Below are 17,684 nucleotides of genomic sequence, written 5' to 3' on the forward strand. Positions count from 1 at the left end.
ATGATTTCGGCAAATGATTTTATTGACGTAGCTCTAAATAACGAGTTCACATTTTATTCGGGTGTTCCATGTAGCTTTTTAACACCTTTATTAAATTGTGTGATTAGTCGACAAAATATTTTATATGTGGGTGCTACCAGTGAGGGGGAAGCTGTTGCAATCTCGACTGGGGCATGGCTTGCAGGAAAAAAAAGTGTTGTAATGTGCCAAAACTCAGGTCTGGGTAATATGATTAATCCTCTGACATCACTGAGCTATCCCTTTAGAATCCCACTCTTGTTACTTATATCATGGCGAGGTGAGCCTGGAGTTATGGACGAACCTCAACATGAACTCATGGGGGCAATAACATTAAGTTTATTAGAACAACTGAAAATCAATTATTGTTTACCCCCATCTGATGGAGAAGATCTGTCACGTCAATTTGCTCGTGCAGAGAACTACATGCTTTCAAACGGATTATCTTCAGCTTTCATTTTGAAAAAAAACTCATTCGATGATGAAGAGTTGCAATTAAAAAACATGCTATGTCCTTATAAGAAGGGTGAAACGCATGATGTTAGGAATATGCAGGTTAAAACATCACGCGTCTCGAGTTTAGAGACTATAGCCCTAGTATTACCACAAAATGTACCAGTAGTTACTACGACTGGAAAAACTGGCAGGGAATTATTTACAATAAATGATGGTCCTCAAAATATTTATCAGGTTGGTTCAATGGGTTGTGCGAGTGCAATGGGATTGGGCATTGCGCTAAATTACAAAAATACTGTTGTCGTCATCGACGGAGACGGCGCAGCACTAATGAAACTGGGAAATATGGCTACAATTGGAGCTCAGGCTCCCAAAAATCTTATACATATTCTTCTTGATAATTCGGTGCATGATAGTACAGGTGAACAACCCACCGTTTCGGGCAGCATTGATTTCCCTAATTTAGCAATTTCATGTGGTTATAATAATGTTTGGCTCTGTGATGACGTTCGAGGATTGAAACTTGCAATTGCTATGTGTTTAAAGCAAAACGGACCTAATTTTATACACATGAAAATAAAACCTGGTTCTTTAAAACAACTTGGAAGACCAAATATACCTCCACAAGACGTAGCCGTTAGATTCAAGGAGTTTTTAGCTTCAAGAAATATTTAGTTGATTTATTTTCATTTAACATGTAACGAGCTATATAGGAGCTTCAATGAATAAGATACCAACAATCAATGATTCTTACACTCACCAAAATCGTTGCATTTCAAAATTATCTAATATTTTAAGATCTGAGCTATTGTCACCTGAGTTGTCTTTCATTATGGAAGCTCATGATGGCCTTTCAGCTGCAATTGCTCAACGGGCAGGCTTCAAATCTCTTTGGGCTTCTGGATTATCCATATCGACATCTCTAGGCTACAGAGACACGAATGAAGCAAGCTGGACCGAAATCGTAGATGTTGTTGAAAGAATAGTGTATAGCAGCTCTTTACCGGTATTAGTTGATGCTGATGGCGGTTTCGGTAACTTTAATAATGCCAGACTTTGTGCAACTAAATTGCTACAAAGGGGAGCGGCCGGTATATGTATTGAGGATAAAACATTCCCAAAAACCAATAGCTTTATTGGTAATAAGCACGAATTAGCAGACATTAAGGAATTTTCCGGAAGACTGCAGGCTGTTAAGGATTCTGTTGGAAATGATTTAGTGGTAGTCGCTCGCACCGAAGCTTTAATCGCAGGCCATCCGATGGAAGAAGCGTTAGCCAGAGCTCACGCTTACGCTGATGCTGGTGTAGATGCAGTATTAATTCATTCTCGATTGCCTCGCGCAGATGAAATTGTTGATTTTTTGAATCTTTGGGATAGTCGACTTCCCGTGATAATCGTTCCTACAAAATATTACATGACTCCAACACAGACTTATCGAGATGCTAATGTTTCTGCCGTTATATGGGCAAATCACTCTATGCGTGCTGCTGCATCGCATATGACAAAAATATGTAAATCTATTGCAGCCAATCAGAGTATTGCACAAATTGAAAATGATATATCTTCTCTAGATGAGATTTTTAGCCTCTTAAATTATGATCAATTAAAAGAAGATGAGAAATTTTACTTCCCTAAATCTTAACCATTCAGCTCTCTATGAATAAAAATTGGATGACATACTATGTTTGCAGATAGATTACAACACTTAAAAACATCTGGCACCACATCTGCTCGTCTAGCCGCTGAGAAAGCAGTTGCTTCTGGTAAGCACCTTATCGATCTCACTTCTGGAGAAGTATGGTGTGATACACATCCTTTGATTAAAACAGGAGCCATCAAGGCTATTGAATCAAATATCAATAAGTACACGCATCCATTAGGTATTCTTCAATTGAGACAAACATTAGCAAAGGTTTTGTCCGATGACGATAATGTTCCTTGGTCTGCAGAAGAAATTGCTGTAACTTCTGGGGCTATGCAAGCGCTCTTTAATACGATGATGGTGTTGTTAAACAAAGGTGATGAAGTAATTCTTTCATTACCTTATTGGTCTACATACCCTGCCCAAATATCTTTGGCAGGAGGTATACCAGTTTTCATAGATACTAGAGACACACACTATAAACTTACGATTGAAGACATCAAGCGTTCGCTTACGTCAAAAACAAAAATAATACTTGTTAATACACCCTCAAATCCCACAGGAGTATTGTTAGACTCGCTATTTTTGAAGCAATTAGCTCAAATTGCTGAAGATAATGATATTTGGATTATCTTTGATCAGGTATACAAAGATTTCATTTATGATAAATCAAGTGAAATTCATTTTTTAAATCTTGCTCCTAAGATAAGAAATAGAACAGTTCTAATTAACTCGTTATCAAAAAATCTTGCGTTAACTGGCTGGCGCTTGGGTTTTCTAGCTGCCCCGAAATCTTTTGTTGATCAAATATCAATTTTCCAAGGCAATACCACTAACAATGTTAATGTTATCACACAATATGCGGCCTTGGAGTATCTTCAATCATTAGGTAGTACTGTGAACAATGTTACTTTTTCACAATTACTGCATTCTAGGGATGTAGCTGCGAATGAGTTAAAGATGCTCCATAACAAGTTAATCAGCTTTAACTTACCAAGTGGCGGATTGTTTATATATTTCAATTTTAAAATGATCTTTATGAATAATGCTTTGCGAGATAAGCTTATTAGTATTGACAATCTTGTCGAGTTGTTGATTACTGATATCGGTGTTGCTTGTGTAAGCGGTAATGCTTTTGGAGATGAATATGGACTGAGGGTTTCCATAGGTGCTCCAACAGTAAATGTTAAACTAGGAATTTCACGCCTAGTATCTTTTTTCAATTGCCTTCATTAATATCAACAAGATTTTGTTACTTAAGTTTTTTTCCAAATTATTAACAAGAGATGTTTTATATGAATAAATACACTCTTACTCTACTTTCTAAAAAAATTTCTTTTTTTATTTCGGAAGCTTACTTTTTAATTTTGAAAGATAAATGTAAAAATCAATATTTATGGTCAATAAGATGTTAAAGTAACTCTATTCTCTTCAGTTGCCCTTGATGTTCTTAAGCTGAAGACATGATGTATGAAAAAAAATAATTCCAGAGGAATGTATACTCACGCATTTTCTCGACGGTTACGTGCCTCATGAATCGGGTAGTTACATACTATGCAGCTGCTCGATCTTCACATGCACTGTGACGTGTTTGACATTATCAAACCTATCGATTTAATCGAAGATGTCCGCCCTCGCTTCTGGTTTTTTTTTAAATCTCCCTTCTTAAACCGTTCTCGTTTCAGTTATTGTAATTAACTCCGGGAGCTGCATTATGATAGCAATTATCACGGCTATTTATGTTGCTTTTCAAATTTTAGATGCCATAAAATATTATCATATATCGTTGATATATTGAGAGCCATCATTCATAATCGTTCAACGTTTGTGCCGGTGGTTTACGTCGGTTTACGTCACCAGCCAGCCATCTTCAATGCATCCATTACTAATTCGGTAGTCATTCTTCCTCCCATACTACGAGCATATAATGCTCGTCGGAACAAATCGATAATATTGGCAAGGCATAACCCGACTTCATTTCTGCTAATTTAGGTCATGTCAATTACCTAATGCTATTATTCTGTTCGGAAAAGGAATGTTCGCTCAAGATTTTTAGGACTATCCAGTTGCGATTTTACGCCACAGTTCAAACGTCCTTTTCGGCATCCAGTCTTGGATGCTAATTCAGCCACCCTCATTAACAACGCAACCCTATTACGTCCTGCGCATTCATCCAAATCCTTTTTATCGGAACACATTTTATTTAAGTCATAAACAGTGCAACTTTTAACTCGCAGTTGGTTAATAAGACCTGTCTGGTGTTCATCCTCACGGCAACGCAATGATTTTGGCTGCTTTAGCCGCTTGTAATGGGCTCAGTAATGTAAGCGACGACCTTAGATATGCTTCCTATACGATAAAATGGCCACATGGTAATGCATTTACATTTGTCCTCATGAATTTTATATCCAATAATATTTAGCTCAAAGCTCACATTCTATATCACGGAAGAAACCATTTTATTTATATTTAAATGGTGTGTTTTGAGAGGGGCATTCATTTTCCATTTTTTAAAATTAATCATTTATAATTTAGTGCAACATAGCATGCTGAGTTGTTGTTTTTAATAAAAACATCTTTGTTCAGCTTAAAAGGTTTCATAATTTAATGCCTTACAAAATGAGCTTTGAGTATAGTACAAAAATTTGCCAGTGGTGATGTTTTTTGGTATTGTAAATTAGAATGATAATCTTGTTAAGAATAAGGGAGTTGTGATGGAAAGTGATTGGAATCTAGAGTTGGATAAATACGAGAGTGGGCGCACTTTAGGGGAGGACTTAAGATACTCAGTCAAGACGGCTTGCTCAGCTGTTTCTATAGTTGCCTCAAAACTTCCTGATTCGACTTCAAAGGCTAAAAAGCTTAATGATGGCTTTCGTGATGGTATTGAAGGGTATGGTTGGTACGTAGGCAATTACAGAATAGATCGTGAATAGAGGCTGTTAGTGATTGATCTTCCAGCCTCATCTTTAGTTAGAAATAGTTAGATTAGTTTCTTAGCCCCAGCTTTAAAAGCCTCACCGGCCATAGCTCCCCCTTCTTGCCCTGCTTGTTGAGCTTGAGCACCTCCCTTAATGAACCCCTCAGCAATGCCTCCAATTTTCACTCCAATCCAGCCCAGCATGCCCACCCAAAAAGCTGGGAACACCACATACATCATCCCCAGTACCAAATTCATGATCCATCCATCTCTTGGAGAGCTGAGGAAATCTGCGATAGGTTCACCTGAAGCAAGTCCGTTAGCAGCAAGGCTTGAGTACAAAATGGTTATCAGTCTGTCATCAAGCCAGCCAGCAAGCTCCCACCAGAAGGTGATGAACTGCAGTGCAAACAGCGCAAATGATATAGTAACCACCGTTTTGGGCTCATAGGCACTGAACATCATCAGCACAGGTATGACAGTAATAATCATCATCTGCAATAGCGCCTGTATCATCGGAAGCGCCTGTTTCAACGCATCGAAGCCAGGAAGTGCCTCTACCTGCTTCATGCCTAAACCTACAGTAGATGCCAGCCGTGAGAGATTGCCGCCAATGCCTGACGCTGTATCATCCGCGCCGGCCATATAGGTCACCCCTCCGCCTGAAAGTCCGGCATTACGCGGGCTAACTATCCATCGAAGTACCACTTCCTCCCATTGTTGACCTGGAAACTGCCTCTGCACTTCTTTACGCGTGTAATCACTTAAAGTGGCCAGCACGCGAGTGCGCAGCCCGGATGATCCGCCGGACCACCACGTTTTACAGGTGGGATAGCCTCCCTGACCGGTGTCCGGATAGCCGCTGTCGCGCGTGCTGTCATAGGGCCACTGGCTCCTCGGGGTGGTGGCGGTGTAGTAATCATAGTAACCCGCCGTATTCAGGAAGTAGTCGCTGCCTATCCAGCCTACGGAGTTAATGGTCGCATCGCTGAGCTGAGTATTGCTGCTTTTGAGGCGGAAATATGCCCGGGAGTAGCACTGGTCGGCAAAATCCTGCACCTCCTGCAGCAATACAGGGTCACGTAGTTTGGTGTTCTGCACGTCAAAGCGCATCTGGCGCAGCTGTGTGCCGCAGGGGATAGACGCAATCATCGCCTGTGTGGTCCCCTTAGACATCATATGCAGCAGATACCACCATATGGGTACCTGAGCAGTACGTCCGTCAAAGTCGTTAACAAGTCCGTTGTAACCGGAGTTTTGCGGCGTCGGCACGCTGATGCCACACTGCTTTGCTCTCGAACTGTCGAACTTGATGGTGCTGATATCAACCGGCAGGAGTGGAATACAGCAGAACAGCATCACCACGAACGAGACGTAAATAGCGTGCTCAATGCGCGGCATAGCAAGAAGCCCCTTGTTACCCTCATCCGCACCTTCCTCACGCACCTTAAGCCAGACGCCAAGCACTTTAAACACCAGCGGCAGGGCAAACAGCCCCGTGCTGCTGAGGATGGCCCACATGGCGTTATTCATCACCCAACCAAAGAGGACCAGAAAGTATTCCAGATAACTGTTTGCAGTCATGGTCTTTTCCTTATGCCGTGCCGGTCCAGGCCACGCACTCTGTGGCCAGAATAAACAATACGCCGAGCAACTCGGTGCGTGGCAGGCGCGCACGGACTTCCGGCCAGCGCCTCAGCAGTTGTGGGCGTACCTTTATGAGCCAGACTCCTGCGATACCGGCATACATCAACAGTCGCCAGGCAAACAACGCCCAGCGGCTGTTATGCAGCCAGCGACGGGTCAGGTGGCCATCCGGGTCGTAAGCCATAAATACGTAAGCCAGGGCAAACATACCTGCAGTAATCAGAACCAGGACGGATACCATCATAATGAAACGGCCTGTGCGGCCGCGGAACCAGGTGCGTTTCATGTCAGTTTGCTCCGGAAGACTGCGTCTGGTTCATCTGGCCAAAGCCCTGGTCCTGGTTGCCGGACTTCTGCTGCAGCTGGTTGTCCTGGTTACGGGTTCCCTGACGCGCGAGCGTGGTCAGCAGGCTGTTGTTGCTGATGGACTTGCGAAGCTCCATTTCATTACGCAGGGCATTCAGTTCCCGATCGAGCGCATCAATACGACGGTCACCTTCGGCAATCGCCTCTGGCTGTTCCGCTGCGTTGGGCTCAGATTCGCCCGTGGTCAGCATACGTCGCATGGTCAGCGCGGTTTCCACGGTGTCAGCCATCGCCAGCTCACCGGCCAGTCGCTGAACCAGCGCGACCTTGTCAGGGTCATCGCGCAGCGACTGGATGACGCCGCGCGTCACGACAAGACTGCCGGTTTTAAGGGCTGCGAGGTTATCAGCCGTTGGCTGCAGTTCTCCGCCGACCAGCTTGCCGAGCTGCTCAAGATTGGCTTTGGTGGCATCTTCCAGCACCGGCGAGAAACCTGTACCGGCAAGCGTGCTACCAGGCTGATTGTCTGAACCGCCGCTGGTGCACTCGCTGGTCTCACGGCAGGTGCGAATGGAACGGTCGCCCAGTACTTTAACCACCGCTGCGGCGGCCGCATCGGACGTTGGCCAACGCTGACATACGGTGCCACTGCAGCCCGATGTGCTTACGCTGCTGTTACTTTTGACCGGCAGGCTGTTCATCATGTTGTATCCTGCCTTCGCGAGGTCCCGCGTCGGCTGAATGGCCTGCTGGCCTTTTCCGCCGCGTTTCTGACCTCCGACCCAGGTCACCCCCTCTTCACCGGTTGCTTTCTGCAGTTTCTGGTCGCTGGAGACGGCATCACCGCCGCTGGAGGCGACAATATCCTTGTACTCTTCGGAGACGGCGGCCTGTTGCCACTTACTCCCCAGCGTATAATCGGCAAGCTTTTTCGACATGTTCTGGCAGTTGAGCTGGGCTTTATCAAAACTGAGTCCCGCCTGCAAAACGCCGTTGGTGAGCATTTCATACAGTCCCGGATTCGCCCGCTGGATGGCCATTGCCGGCATGCTCATGACCGCGCCGGTTGCGCCCTGAATAACGTTACCCATCAGGTCCTTAAAACCACTTGTGACCCCGTTAAGCTGATTGCCCACGGTGGTTTTCAGGTCAAAGTTGCCGCACATGAGGTCGCTGCTCCAGCCGCTGTTCAGACCTAAACGTGACATGTTGCTGCGGCTTGGCGGCGGGGAAATGACCGATCCGCCCCCGATCGAATAGAACAAACCATCATTAATGGCGCCGCTGACCGAAGCGCCCCCTGATGACAGCGATGTATCAACGGCCAGCGCCGGCATGGAGATAAGAGAAAAAAGCGTGCACGCCGCCACCAGGCGGATTACAACCCGTGTCTGCTGTTGTTTCATAGGTTTATCCTCAGGAGAAATCGGTGCTGTAAAGGAAGGTCTGGCCACGGCGCTTGCAACAGCTGTAAGGTTGCCAGAGTGCCCAGGCGTAGTTGCCGTCTTCAGCAATCTGGCCATCGGTGTCCGGAAATACCGCGCAGCTCTGCGAGAGCTGAGGAGATAGTCGCTGCCACTTGTGATTTTTGGTTCCCGTGTTTTCCTGTACCGGATCGGGTGGCCAGTAGCCTGGTGAACGCTGGCCTGTGAGCGGACTGTAGACGTGAAGCTGACCTTCCCGGGTGATGATATCGGCCACGCGCTGAACCACGATTGCCGCGGATTTGTAGCTGTCGGTCTGCGTGACAAAGCCGCCACGTGGATAAACGTTGCCCCACATCGCCCCGGATGTCGTACTGCCAATTTCACGCTGCCCCCGGATTAGGGCTTCCGGATAGAAGGATTCAGGTATGCCGGTGCGCCAGGCGAGCGCATCGAGAGCGCTCGTAAAATACGGCATAAAGGGTGTGGCGGCGCTGTCACACGAGTAGCCCGACACCATACCACCGATGAGTTTTGTCGCCGGATGACCGTATGCATCGCCATAGTAAAAGTGCAGGTTCTGCTTGCGCTCGCCGGGCGCCTTCATTTCCTGGCGGCCGCCACCGGTCGGCACCCCGCCCGCGCCGCCCAGAAGGGCGCTTTCGGCGCCGTCGGCCAGGCTGCTGACGGCAGACATTTCGGTCCAGGGATTGGCGCCGGGGCTCAGATAGGCCGACACCACGGCCTCAGGGATATAATGCGTCACCTTGACGGATGTTTTCACCGAGCAGCCAAACGGCGTGCAGAACAACCAGTAGCAGATGCCGCTGATACGCCAGCTGATGCAGTCCTGACTGGCGGCGCTGGAGAGCAGGCTGGCAGTATTGACGCTGGCAATCGTGCCCGTACAGGCCAGCAATGTGGCCAGCGCCAGACGGCGTGGGCGGGAGAAGGACATTTTCACTGTGCTTTCTCCTTCCAGGCATTGAGCTGCTGCATGGCTACACCGGCGTCGGTAGTGCCGTACACGACCCATCTGTCGTCAAACACCACGGCAGGGTACTTTTCCAGCCCCAGAGACCAGGCGTGCGTGAGGCCGGCATAAGCGCCTGCCAGATCCTGCTGGCGCTGCTGAAAGGCCTGTGAGTTAACGATCGCGCGCGCCTGTCGCTCAGCCTGCGCCGGATCTGCCGACAGGGGCCCAAACATCTGCGCCTGAAGCCTGTCGGGCGCATCGAGCAGAATCACGGTGACCTCTGGCCCGGGATTGCCCGCGACCGGGTGGGCGCTGTCGGTGTAAATAACGGTGCCGGCGCATGCACCGGCGGAAAGGAATAACGCTGTGAAGCAGCTGACAGAATATTTCATGGAGAACACTCCCTGAGTGAATAACCCGCTCAGGGTGCGTTCAATATCGGGGCGGGTCAGTAATTAACTCTGAGCCCGTTACTGATATTTTTTCGCCCCAACGTCAGGTTGACAGAACGGGAAAAGTGCACCGATATGTCAGGTGACAAACCGGGGAATATGCACTGTTTCAGTTCAGTTGCCCCCACTGGTTTCACGCCACTCAAGATAGTCCATCTCATTCATAAATCCGGCCGCAGCCGCGTTACGTTCGATGCTCCACCGCGTTTCGCCCTCCAGAAGGAAAGGAAGCCAGTCGGAAGGGACAGCCCTTTCATGGGCTGGCTCAATGTCCTGCTCATAAAAGTCTTCCGTTTCGCCATCAGCCCCGAAATTTTCCGGAAAATCACGGGCAAACCACTTTGCCCTGTTTTCCCACGCACGCATGGCCCAGGTGGCCAGCATCTCTTCATCAGTATCTGTCTCATAAGCCAGGAATCTGACGATCTGGTCACTCAGCATGTCCTCCGTTACTTCAGGTAAAAGTGATAAATAATGCGTTTTGAAGGCATCCAGCCAGTGTTGCTCTGCCGAATCCTGCCGCTCATTCGGCATGTATCCTGAACTTTCCTCATCTGATGCATACCATTCTTCAAAAGCCTGCTTCTCCCGTAACCGCTGAGCCTGATTTTCCCGGGTCTGCTCTATGCCAGCGGCCACAACGCTGTTCCAGTCAGTTTCCGCCGGCGCAGCCGGGGCCGAACCGTTCAGCAGCTGATTAAGCAGACTGAGCCGGGAAGTATCTTCCGGCTCTGACGGTGCGTTGACAGCGTCTTCAATGCCTTTGCGGCTGATTACGCCGGGCAGGCCCTTTTTCTCCCTCCCGGTGCTGGCCCGCTCTGTCAGATAACGCTCTCGCCAGGCCGTCCCGGTCGCGCGTTTACCCTCACCCTCCAGACTCGTGGTGTATTTCATCAGCCAGACATGCATGTAACGCTGGCGATCGGGCGCGCACAGAATGCTGATATCATGAAAGCGCTGATAAAAAGCCTCGTCGTGACCACAATCCATGCTGTCACCTTCGTGTGCCACCTCATGCTCCGTCAGGCTGAACAGGAGACTGGCGGTCTGGAGCGCGTCGGATTTGAGCCGGCGCACAATATCGATGTTATAGGCAATATAAGTATCTCCGTCTGTCCACGCATCGGCAGACGTAGACTCACCCAGAAGGATCTGAAAACGTTTGCCGCCATAAGAGCGTGACTGATAGCCTGACTCGCCCCCCGAGCACACGGCGGCATACTGGGCCAGGCACCAGCGCAGTGCTGTCCAGGCCCGGCGAGTTTCCTTATCAAGCTGTTTTTCGCTGACCATCTGCGTGCGATCGATAAAGTTGGCGCTGAGGGTGTCAAAATCAACCAGCGCCAGGTCGGTCTGCCAGCCGGCACCCCATCGCTGTTGCCCGGGTAAGTGTTCACGGAACGCCAGCAGGTTTGCACGTACGCGGCTCAGGCACTCCATGAACTCATCCGGTTCAAAGCAGCCGAAGCGGGCGAGAGTGACGGGGTGCACTACGGGCGCGATACCGGCCCGGGCAATTATTTCCCCGCGCGGAACATCGCGTGCATACCGTGCGAGGGTAAAACAGTTTTTGTCCGTTGCCGCCGGGTAATAGCGGCATTTACGGATGAAGTGTTCGAGCGTGACGTGGCGTTTTCCGGGCAGGAGGGTGATGACCTCCTCACCGTTCATTAGCTTCTGGAGATCCCCCTCTCCTGCGAGCAGCGCGCGCGCCGTTTTCTCCCGTCGCGCTTCTGTTTTACGGTGCTTACCCTGATTGTCTGAGAAATCGGCGGCAAGCTCGCCAAACCTGGCGGCAACGACTTTCCATACAGGGCAGGTCTTGCGGAGGATTTCAGTCCGCGAGACGTTCAGCGCAAGAGGCTTTTTGCTGACGATGAGGCCGCCGATACCCCAGATATGGCCAGGGTCGTGACGCACCAGAACACCCTGATTGTAAATCGACAGGGCGCCGTCTTCCCGGAGACGATACCAGGCCACATCGTCCTCCGCGTCCCATGTCTCCCGTGCCGGCTGGCGTGAAATTAGGGTACCATTGAGGCATACCGAGACGGGGGTATAGCGTACCAGGTCACGTATTTCCTGAATGCACGACATACGCTCCTGGCTGCTCAGCGGTTCATACCATTCCCCGCGGATACAGCAACCCGGCTCAGCCTCCGCAATTTCCTCCAGGTCGTAGTGATATCCCATTACACGGGTATCAACCGACATCTGCCAGCGCTGCGATCGCCAGACTGTGCGGGCATGCGCCATAATCTGGCCGCGGCCCAGACGAAAGCGACCATAGGTCGCATCCCCTTCCTGATGCGGCGTGCCAAAACGGCCAAAGTAGCGCTTAACGCCATCATGTGAAGTAAATCCCCGACCGTCATCGCGGCAGGAGAAGCCCTCCTGGGAAATATCGACAGTGACAGCGCCGGCTGCGGCATCGACGCTGTTCATGATCAGTTCGATAACAGCTTTACCGATCGAACCGGCCTGACTGTAGATGATGTGGTGAATAATTTGCGGATCGAGTTCAAAGGGATAGCGCATTAACAGACTCCTTTTTATGGACTGAAGTCCATTTTCTGGTTATGCGCACAGGGTTAAATAAAGAACTGTGATTGCCATTGTGAAAGAATAGGTGGAACTGTTCAGACATGAGTCATGCCGGTGGAAAAAATGGAACTGAAAGACACAATTGCTGAATCGCTGGAAAGCAGGGGCTTATGGCGACGTGCAGCCTATCGCTGGCTGACCGTGCTGGATGATATTACTGACGATGCCGCACGCGAGGCCATCATCCGCCGCAGAGAGCGCTGTCTGGGTCACGCCGCCAATCTGTCACCTGACGGTCGGAGAAGCGAAACACGGCGACTTTATAAGATTCAGAGCCGGTATAATGACGGTTATTAAGTCGTTGATGGATTTTTGTAAGTGCAGAGGCGTTCGTTATCGAGAAACAAAAAAGGCTCCATACGGAGCCTTTACAACCAGGATGGCTGGATCAGAGAGGTTTTACTTTAAAAGCGCCTGCCTGTTCAGCTTTTGTCTTAACAGTCAGAAAACGCTTTAACATTTCAACCTTACCTGCATGTACAGCGGTATAGTCAATGCCACCCTTCTCATTGGTCCGGGCAGTGTTGCGTTCTAATTGCATAGTATGCTCCTTGAGTTGTAAACAAGAACCCCATTTTTTCGGCATAACGCTTGATGTACCTGTCATAAACGCGCTGCAACTTTTCGTTGTCTGCGCCGAAAAAAATTAGCTCTATCTTTTCAGTGTCAGCGACACGGAAAATCATCTCGACTATCGTTTTATAAAGATAGTTTAGTTCATGTAAGTGAAGATCCAAGCCGCCAGCAGGTTTCCCGAAAGGGTTACCGTCGGCACACGGGTTCTCTTCAGTTGCACGATCATAAAAACTCACGACCTGTATGGAGAACAGGCTTGCTATCTCCTCTCCAATCATCTGATGCATCGTTTCAGCAGCAGCAGGATCAACTGATGGAGGCATGAACAGTAATCTAATCTCAATCCGCCGCTTTGAGCATCCTGACAGGATGAACTCAATATCAACGTAGGCACCTTCCCCGAACCGGTCACCAAGTATGACCAAACCCTCAGAAAAATGCTTATGTTTAGATGCTTCCAGATTGTCTTCATGCATGGTAGACAACCTGCAACGGATGACTGTGTTTAAGCAAGGTGGCTATAATACACACACCAGATGAAAAGTAATACACATTTTCTCCGCCGTTGTCATGACTGAGAGCATGTTGAGAAACATCCATGCTAATCGGTCCATAAATTGGAAAATCGGCGTAATCCTACAAAACTTTAAGAAAAAGTTACATTTTTATTATTGGTAAAATGCGTCCTGAAGCGGGCTCTATGCCGCCCGCCCCCGCAGCCTGCCTGACGGCCAGACACCAAAAGTCGCTGTCTGGCCGTCAGGCAGGGCCAGTTTAATTACATACTACTCCGCCTGTTACCCTGTCTATCTCCTTCAATACCCACAGCAGGTCGGTGGCATCCGGCACGCAGATATTCCAGCGCAGGCTGGCCCCGAACTCCGCCTCATTCGGCCATAATGTATTACCCGTGACGGTGATCAGAATATCGAGCGTTTTCTCATGAGCATCAGCCAGATGAACCGCTACACAACTGCGGCGGCCTACCCGGTGGGGATACACCGAGAGCAGTACGGGTTTGTCCAGGCGGTTAATGATTTCCCGCTGCAGCAAATCCAGCGACACGCTGTCAGCCTGCCCGATTGAAGCCATCCCTTGAGGCGGAACGTTAAAAATGACAGACGCGATCAGAGCCTTGTCCGGTACGACCATTAGCGGTGCCATAGTCAGTTTTTTCATGAATTCCCCCGTCAAATACTCAGTCCGCGATTTTCATCAAGTCGGCGCGCAACATGAAACGCAGCCTCAAGTTCACTGCAATTTAATTCGTTCATTATTTGCCGTCTCTCGGCTTTTTCCGGTTTTTCAGTCATCCCTAAAGCCAGATACAGACTGGGCGGAACTGCACGGAACAGGGCCTGGACTTTTTCTGAAAGAATGACCCCTTCGGTATATTTTCGCGGCACCTTGGTGGCAGAGAGCAGCATGACACGCTGTTCATCCGTCAGCGTCTTGAAACGGGCAATCTGCTCCACTTCCTGCGGAGGCATTACCAGACATATCCACCACTCTGCCATGTTCAGCATTTTTTTAGCCGTGTCCGGGAAATCCTCAAGGTTCTGAGTGAATATCCAGAGCCATGTCCCCAGCTTTCGCCACATTTTGACAATTTTGGTGGCATAGGGACCCAGCAGCGGGTTCGTGGTCACAATATGTCCCTCATCGATGGGTACAATGATATCCCTGTCGCTGTACTGGTCGCGCTCGGCGATATTGTTGATGGTGTTCAGCAGGGAAATAACGGCTACCGCCATTTGTGCTTCATAGCCCTCACGGGCCAGCGTACCCAGGTCAACGATTGTCACATCCGCCTCTGGCCATGGGGTGCCGGGACGGTTGAAGAGTTCACCTTCAAATCCTTCCGTGAACATCCGCAGCGCCTCTGACATCTCCTCTGCGCGGGAGCGACGTGCAGCGGTGCGTTTTTCGCGGCCGTCTTCACCGTGGCTGATGTCCCGGGCAATATTCTGCAGTGCAAACATCAGGTCTTCAGGCAGCATCTGCCGGTCTTCATCATACGCGGTTCTGGCCGCAATCATGATGGCCTCACGGATCATGCCGCGGTCTGCGCGCGTTAACCTGGATTCTTCAGCAGCTTCTCCACCGGTAATCATCAGCCGGGCGGCAATTTCCATCTCTCCCAGCACATCCCGCTCTTCATCTTTATCTTCATCATCAATATCAGGAAGCGCGTCTTCACTGATGATGAGCGCGTCCGGTTTCACCTGCATCAGCAGATGAGAATCTCCGAACGGCGCAAGCGAGATGACTTTTCCGGGCTTGATGCTCACCCGGTGAACGCTGAGGCCGAGAGACGCGCAGTAATCACCAAAAAGTCCGAAGCTGTTGCCCGCTTCAATCAGAAAAATACGGGGGCGATAAATGGCCATCATCTGCGCAAGCTTAACAAGTGCCGTTGCAGACTTACCTGCACCGGTGGGCCCGAACAGCATCAGGTGGGCATTCTGCGTACGATCATTCCTGTTCAGTGGGTCGACCGAAAGCGGTCCGCCTCCCCGGTTAAAGAACGTAAAGCCGGGGTTGCCGGTGCCGGTATCTCGTCCATACACCGGTACCAGACAGGCAAAATGCTGCACAAACATCAGCCGGGTATACCAGTTGTGACGGTCCTGCGCCGGATTGAAGCACATGGGTAAGGCGCGCATATAGGTACTCAACGGACCGATATCATGCTCGGGGTTTACCGGTTCCAGCCCGCAGTTGAGCAGCTTACTGCTGAGATCGAGATAGCGCCGATCAAGTGAAGGCAGATCGCGCGCTTTGATAAGCAGCGTAACGGCGGCGCGATAAAGCTTATGTTTATTGCCCAGGTAGGTACGTGCCGTGGCGGCGTCTTCACGCGCGCGAAGGGAATCCACGTTTTCACCCATTGAATCGCGGCTCAGGCGGGCAAATGTCTCCTCCAGTTTATCCTGCGGATGGATCACCAGCGTCAGGGTCAGCACCGTCCCCTCCGGCAGCAGATCCATGATGGCATTGATATTATCACCACGTTTTACCTCTCCGGTCAGATGTCCGGTGGAAGGGGCGTTGCGCAGTCTGGCGACGGGGACGGCCTTGTGCGCCACATCATCGAACCACCATACGCCTTTCTCCCCGTCGCTGCGGGGGCGGGTAAACCACAGGCTTTCACTGAAATCATTCAGCAACGGCAGCTCGCCGGGCGCATCGTCGGTGTGTTTTGCGCAGCGGTACAGCGTGGCCTTGTCTACCCATTTCGGATCCGGATTGAACCAGCGCAGCAGCCAGCTGTGGATCTGCTCTCCATTCTGACGCTGACACCGAATTCCGGCGCCACTCAGTGCGGAAGTCAGTCGATCGCATACCTGTCTGAGCAGCACTTCAGGCGCCATCGGGTCACGGTATGGAGATTCAACCCAGCGATAGATCACCATTCGGGTTCGCCTGATCTGACCGCGCCAGGGCGCACCGGTCACCGCATCATCTACGAAGAGTCCCTTTTCACTGGCCACGTTCTGCAGATGGCGGGCCTGCTCGCTGAGCCAGGCTTCCGTAAATGCGGTTCCCTGCGCACCAGATTTGACATAACCCCGTATATTATCCATGTAGGCAGTCAAATCTGATTCATCCTGGCAATAGAACTGGACTACCCACTGATGGGCATCCAGCTCCGGGAGACTGTCCTGCAGGGCGTTTTCCACCACGTCACGAATTTCGTCGAGTCGCGAATCCGGACGCCCCTCGGTTCCGACCGGAATGATTTCGTAAACGGCGCCTACCGAAACGCCGTCATCGAGGAGGATGCACTCGTGCGCCGGGAGATATTCTCCCCATGGGATGTGATCGATAATGGACGGGGCTGTACTGTACAGGGTCGCTTCATCACGGCGGGTCAGACGTCCTTCGCGGGTCAGCGGCTCATGTCCGTTAACAGAAAACGGGCCGTCACCGTACTGGTGCGGTGCCTCAGCTTCCGCCCTGCGGCGGAAAAGTGAAAAAGCCATTACAAATCCTCCGTGCGCTCGCCGGGCAACGCGTACTGTACCTGGCTGTAAAAAGAAAAGACGGTGCTGTAACCGGGCACCGGCGTATTGCCCTCAGCGAGATGCGGGAAGACGTACATCACCATGTCGGGATTAGGCAGGCGGGGAAACGTCTGCTGGATTTCGTTTTCCTGCGTGCGGCTGTAACTTTCACGAGTCTGCTGAGCGATCGTCCGCTCAGAGTCCGTCACGGGCCGGCGCAGGGTGGTACGACTTTCTCCAGTGGCGTGGGAGGCGGAGGCGCCATCGTTCCACAGCTCGAGCATAGAGCTGTCACCGGGTGGCAGCATCTCATCCTTTGACGTGCTGCAGCCGGCGAGCCAAAAGGGCAGCAAAAATATCAGAGGTAACATACGGTGGTATTTAGCGGTTTGCATGGTCTTCCTCCGTTGTTTCAGCCCCGGTTATCACGGCAGACACCTGCATCACCCGTCCATCCGGAAGGGAATAACGCATATCTTTGCGTTCCCGTGCCAGTTTCTGACCTACCGCGAAAATGGCGCAGTCCGTCACATCGTGGTGAATCCCATCCCACTTTCCGTTGTCTTTGCGGACAAAGCCCGCATAAAGTCTTCCACCGAGTGGGGTATACCCCACCCTGTATTCTAAATGGGTGTTTTGCATTGAATTCCCCG

Annotated in this window: 17 protein-coding genes; 5 read left to right on the forward strand and 12 right to left on the reverse strand. The window is 50.2% G+C overall.

Features of this window, described 5'->3' with window-relative positions; translation table 11 throughout:
- From aepY to IAE30_RS07570, 4 genes are all read left to right on the forward strand, one after another.
- On the forward strand, positions 1–1,149 hold the full coding sequence (aepY, locus tag IAE30_RS07555) for a phosphonopyruvate decarboxylase (RefSeq protein WP_200678842.1): 1,149 nt from the start codon (positions 1–3) through the stop codon (positions 1,147–1,149).
- Between the two features lie 46 nt (positions 1,150–1,195).
- Positions 1,196–2,119: a phosphoenolpyruvate mutase gene (aepX, locus tag IAE30_RS07560; protein WP_200678850.1), complete on the forward strand. Its 924-nt coding sequence runs from the start codon at positions 1,196–1,198 to the stop codon at positions 2,117–2,119.
- Between the two features lie 39 nt (positions 2,120–2,158).
- Positions 2,159–3,355: a pyridoxal phosphate-dependent aminotransferase gene (locus IAE30_RS07565; RefSeq protein WP_200678858.1), complete on the forward strand. Its 1,197-nt coding sequence runs from the start codon at positions 2,159–2,161 to the stop codon at positions 3,353–3,355.
- A gap of 1,478 nt (positions 3,356–4,833) precedes the next feature.
- Positions 4,834–5,055 (forward strand): hypothetical protein, encoded by a 222-nt coding sequence (locus IAE30_RS07570; protein ID WP_200678860.1) that lies wholly within the window; start codon positions 4,834–4,836, stop codon positions 5,053–5,055.
- A 47-nt stretch (positions 5,056–5,102) separates the two neighbouring features.
- On the opposite strand, the gene IAE30_RS07575 is transcribed toward IAE30_RS07570, so the two are convergent.
- From IAE30_RS07575 to IAE30_RS07600, 6 genes are all read right to left on the reverse strand, one after another.
- Positions 5,103–6,623, reverse strand: coding sequence for a conjugal transfer protein TraG N-terminal domain-containing protein (locus IAE30_RS07575; RefSeq protein ID WP_200678862.1), 1,521 nt, complete (start codon positions 6,621–6,623; stop codon positions 5,103–5,105).
- Between the two features lie 10 nt (positions 6,624–6,633).
- Entirely contained in the window at positions 6,634–6,972 is a 339-nt protein-coding gene (locus tag IAE30_RS07580; RefSeq protein WP_200678863.1) for a hypothetical protein, read from the reverse strand.
- Between the two features lies 1 nt (position 6,973).
- Positions 6,974–8,329, reverse strand: a complete 1,356-nt coding sequence (locus IAE30_RS07585; protein WP_200679100.1) for an integrating conjugative element protein — start codon at positions 8,327–8,329, stop codon at positions 6,974–6,976.
- Between the two features lie 79 nt (positions 8,330–8,408).
- Positions 8,409–9,374 carry a TIGR03756 family integrating conjugative element protein gene (locus IAE30_RS07590; RefSeq protein ID WP_234472682.1) on the reverse strand — a complete coding sequence of 322 codons (966 nt, stop codon included), beginning with the start codon at positions 9,372–9,374 and terminating at the stop codon, positions 8,409–8,411.
- 2 nt (positions 9,375–9,376) lie between these two features.
- Entirely contained in the window at positions 9,377–9,784 is a 408-nt protein-coding gene (locus IAE30_RS07595; RefSeq protein WP_200678866.1) for a TIGR03757 family integrating conjugative element protein, read from the reverse strand.
- Positions 9,785–9,958: 174 nt separating this feature from the next.
- Positions 9,959–12,382 (reverse strand): ATP-binding protein, encoded by a 2,424-nt coding sequence (locus IAE30_RS07600; RefSeq protein ID WP_200678868.1) that lies wholly within the window; start codon positions 12,380–12,382, stop codon positions 9,959–9,961.
- A gap of 129 nt (positions 12,383–12,511) precedes the next feature.
- Here IAE30_RS07600 and IAE30_RS07605 point away from each other — a divergent pair, with 129 nt between their 5' ends.
- Positions 12,512–12,745, forward strand: a complete 234-nt coding sequence (locus IAE30_RS07605; protein ID WP_200678870.1) for a PerC family transcriptional regulator — start codon at positions 12,512–12,514, stop codon at positions 12,743–12,745.
- 91 nt (positions 12,746–12,836) lie between these two features.
- Here IAE30_RS07605 and IAE30_RS07610 read toward each other — a convergent pair whose 3' ends face one another.
- The 6 genes from IAE30_RS07610 to IAE30_RS07635 form a co-directional block, all read right to left on the reverse strand.
- Entirely contained in the window at positions 12,837–12,989 is a 153-nt protein-coding gene (locus IAE30_RS07610) for a hypothetical protein (protein WP_200678872.1), read from the reverse strand.
- A complete protein-coding gene (locus tag IAE30_RS07615; protein ID WP_200678874.1) occupies positions 12,955–13,500 on the reverse strand; it encodes a hypothetical protein in 546 nt (181 codons plus the stop codon). Before IAE30_RS07615 ends, IAE30_RS07610 begins: the two co-directional genes overlap by 35 nt.
- Before the next feature lie 298 nt (positions 13,501–13,798).
- On the reverse strand, positions 13,799–14,203 hold the full coding sequence (locus tag IAE30_RS07620; protein ID WP_200678876.1) for a hypothetical protein: 405 nt from the start codon (positions 14,201–14,203) through the stop codon (positions 13,799–13,801).
- An 11-nt stretch (positions 14,204–14,214) separates the two neighbouring features.
- Complete coding sequence (locus IAE30_RS07625) at positions 14,215–17,010, reverse strand: conjugative transfer ATPase (RefSeq protein WP_200678878.1); 2,796 nt, start codon at positions 17,008–17,010, stop codon at positions 14,215–14,217.
- Positions 17,010–17,426, reverse strand: a complete 417-nt coding sequence (locus IAE30_RS07630) for a TIGR03751 family conjugal transfer lipoprotein (RefSeq protein ID WP_200678880.1) — start codon at positions 17,424–17,426, stop codon at positions 17,010–17,012. The genes IAE30_RS07625 and IAE30_RS07630 overlap by 1 nt, the downstream gene beginning before the upstream one ends.
- Positions 17,413–17,673 (reverse strand): hypothetical protein, encoded by a 261-nt coding sequence (locus IAE30_RS07635; protein ID WP_200678882.1) that lies wholly within the window; start codon positions 17,671–17,673, stop codon positions 17,413–17,415. The genes IAE30_RS07630 and IAE30_RS07635 overlap by 14 nt, the downstream gene beginning before the upstream one ends.
- Positions 17,674–17,684: the final 11 nt, after the last annotated feature.

The organism is Pantoea sp. S61 (assembly GCF_016625145.1).
GTDB lineage: Bacteria > Pseudomonadota > Gammaproteobacteria > Enterobacterales > Enterobacteriaceae > Pantoea > Pantoea rwandensis_B.

What these genes read in the sequence shown, in the direction of transcription:
- aepY (WP_200678842.1), top strand. Translation starts at nt 1, where the DNA reads ATGATTTCGGCAAATGATTTTATTGACGTAGCTCTAAATAACGAGTTC.
- aepX (WP_200678850.1), top strand. Translation starts at nt 1,196, where the DNA reads ATGAATAAGATACCAACAATCAATGATTCTTACACTCACCAAAATCGT.
- IAE30_RS07565 (WP_200678858.1), top strand. Translation starts at nt 2,159, where the DNA reads ATGTTTGCAGATAGATTACAACACTTAAAAACATCTGGCACCACATCT.
- IAE30_RS07570 (WP_200678860.1), top strand. Translation starts at nt 4,834, where the DNA reads ATGGAAAGTGATTGGAATCTAGAGTTGGATAAATACGAGAGTGGGCGC.
- IAE30_RS07575 (WP_200678862.1), bottom strand. Translation starts at nt 6,623, where the DNA reads ATGACTGCAAACAGTTATCTGGAATACTTTCTGGTCCTCTTTGGTTGG.
- IAE30_RS07580 (WP_200678863.1), bottom strand. Translation starts at nt 6,972, where the DNA reads ATGAAACGCACCTGGTTCCGCGGCCGCACAGGCCGTTTCATTATGATG.
- IAE30_RS07585 (WP_200679100.1), bottom strand. Translation starts at nt 8,329, where the DNA reads ATGCCGGCGCTGGCCGTTGATACATCGCTGTCATCAGGGGGCGCTTCG.
- IAE30_RS07590 (WP_234472682.1), bottom strand. Translation starts at nt 9,374, where the DNA reads ATGTCCTTCTCCCGCCCACGCCGTCTGGCGCTGGCCACATTGCTGGCC.
- IAE30_RS07595 (WP_200678866.1), bottom strand. Translation starts at nt 9,784, where the DNA reads ATGAAATATTCTGTCAGCTGCTTCACAGCGTTATTCCTTTCCGCCGGT.
- IAE30_RS07600 (WP_200678868.1), bottom strand. Translation starts at nt 12,382, where the DNA reads ATGCGCTATCCCTTTGAACTCGATCCGCAAATTATTCACCACATCATC.
- IAE30_RS07605 (WP_200678870.1), top strand. Translation starts at nt 12,512, where the DNA reads ATGGAACTGAAAGACACAATTGCTGAATCGCTGGAAAGCAGGGGCTTA.
- IAE30_RS07610 (WP_200678872.1), bottom strand. Translation starts at nt 12,989, where the DNA reads ATGCAATTAGAACGCAACACTGCCCGGACCAATGAGAAGGGTGGCATT.
- IAE30_RS07615 (WP_200678874.1), bottom strand. Translation starts at nt 13,500, where the DNA reads ATGCATGAAGACAATCTGGAAGCATCTAAACATAAGCATTTTTCTGAG.
- IAE30_RS07620 (WP_200678876.1), bottom strand. Translation starts at nt 14,203, where the DNA reads ATGAAAAAACTGACTATGGCACCGCTAATGGTCGTACCGGACAAGGCT.
- IAE30_RS07625 (WP_200678878.1), bottom strand. Translation starts at nt 17,010, where the DNA reads ATGGCTTTTTCACTTTTCCGCCGCAGGGCGGAAGCTGAGGCACCGCAC.
- IAE30_RS07630 (WP_200678880.1), bottom strand. Translation starts at nt 17,426, where the DNA reads ATGCAAACCGCTAAATACCACCGTATGTTACCTCTGATATTTTTGCTG.
- IAE30_RS07635 (WP_200678882.1), bottom strand. Translation starts at nt 17,673, where the DNA reads ATGCAAAACACCCATTTAGAATACAGGGTGGGGTATACCCCACTCGGT.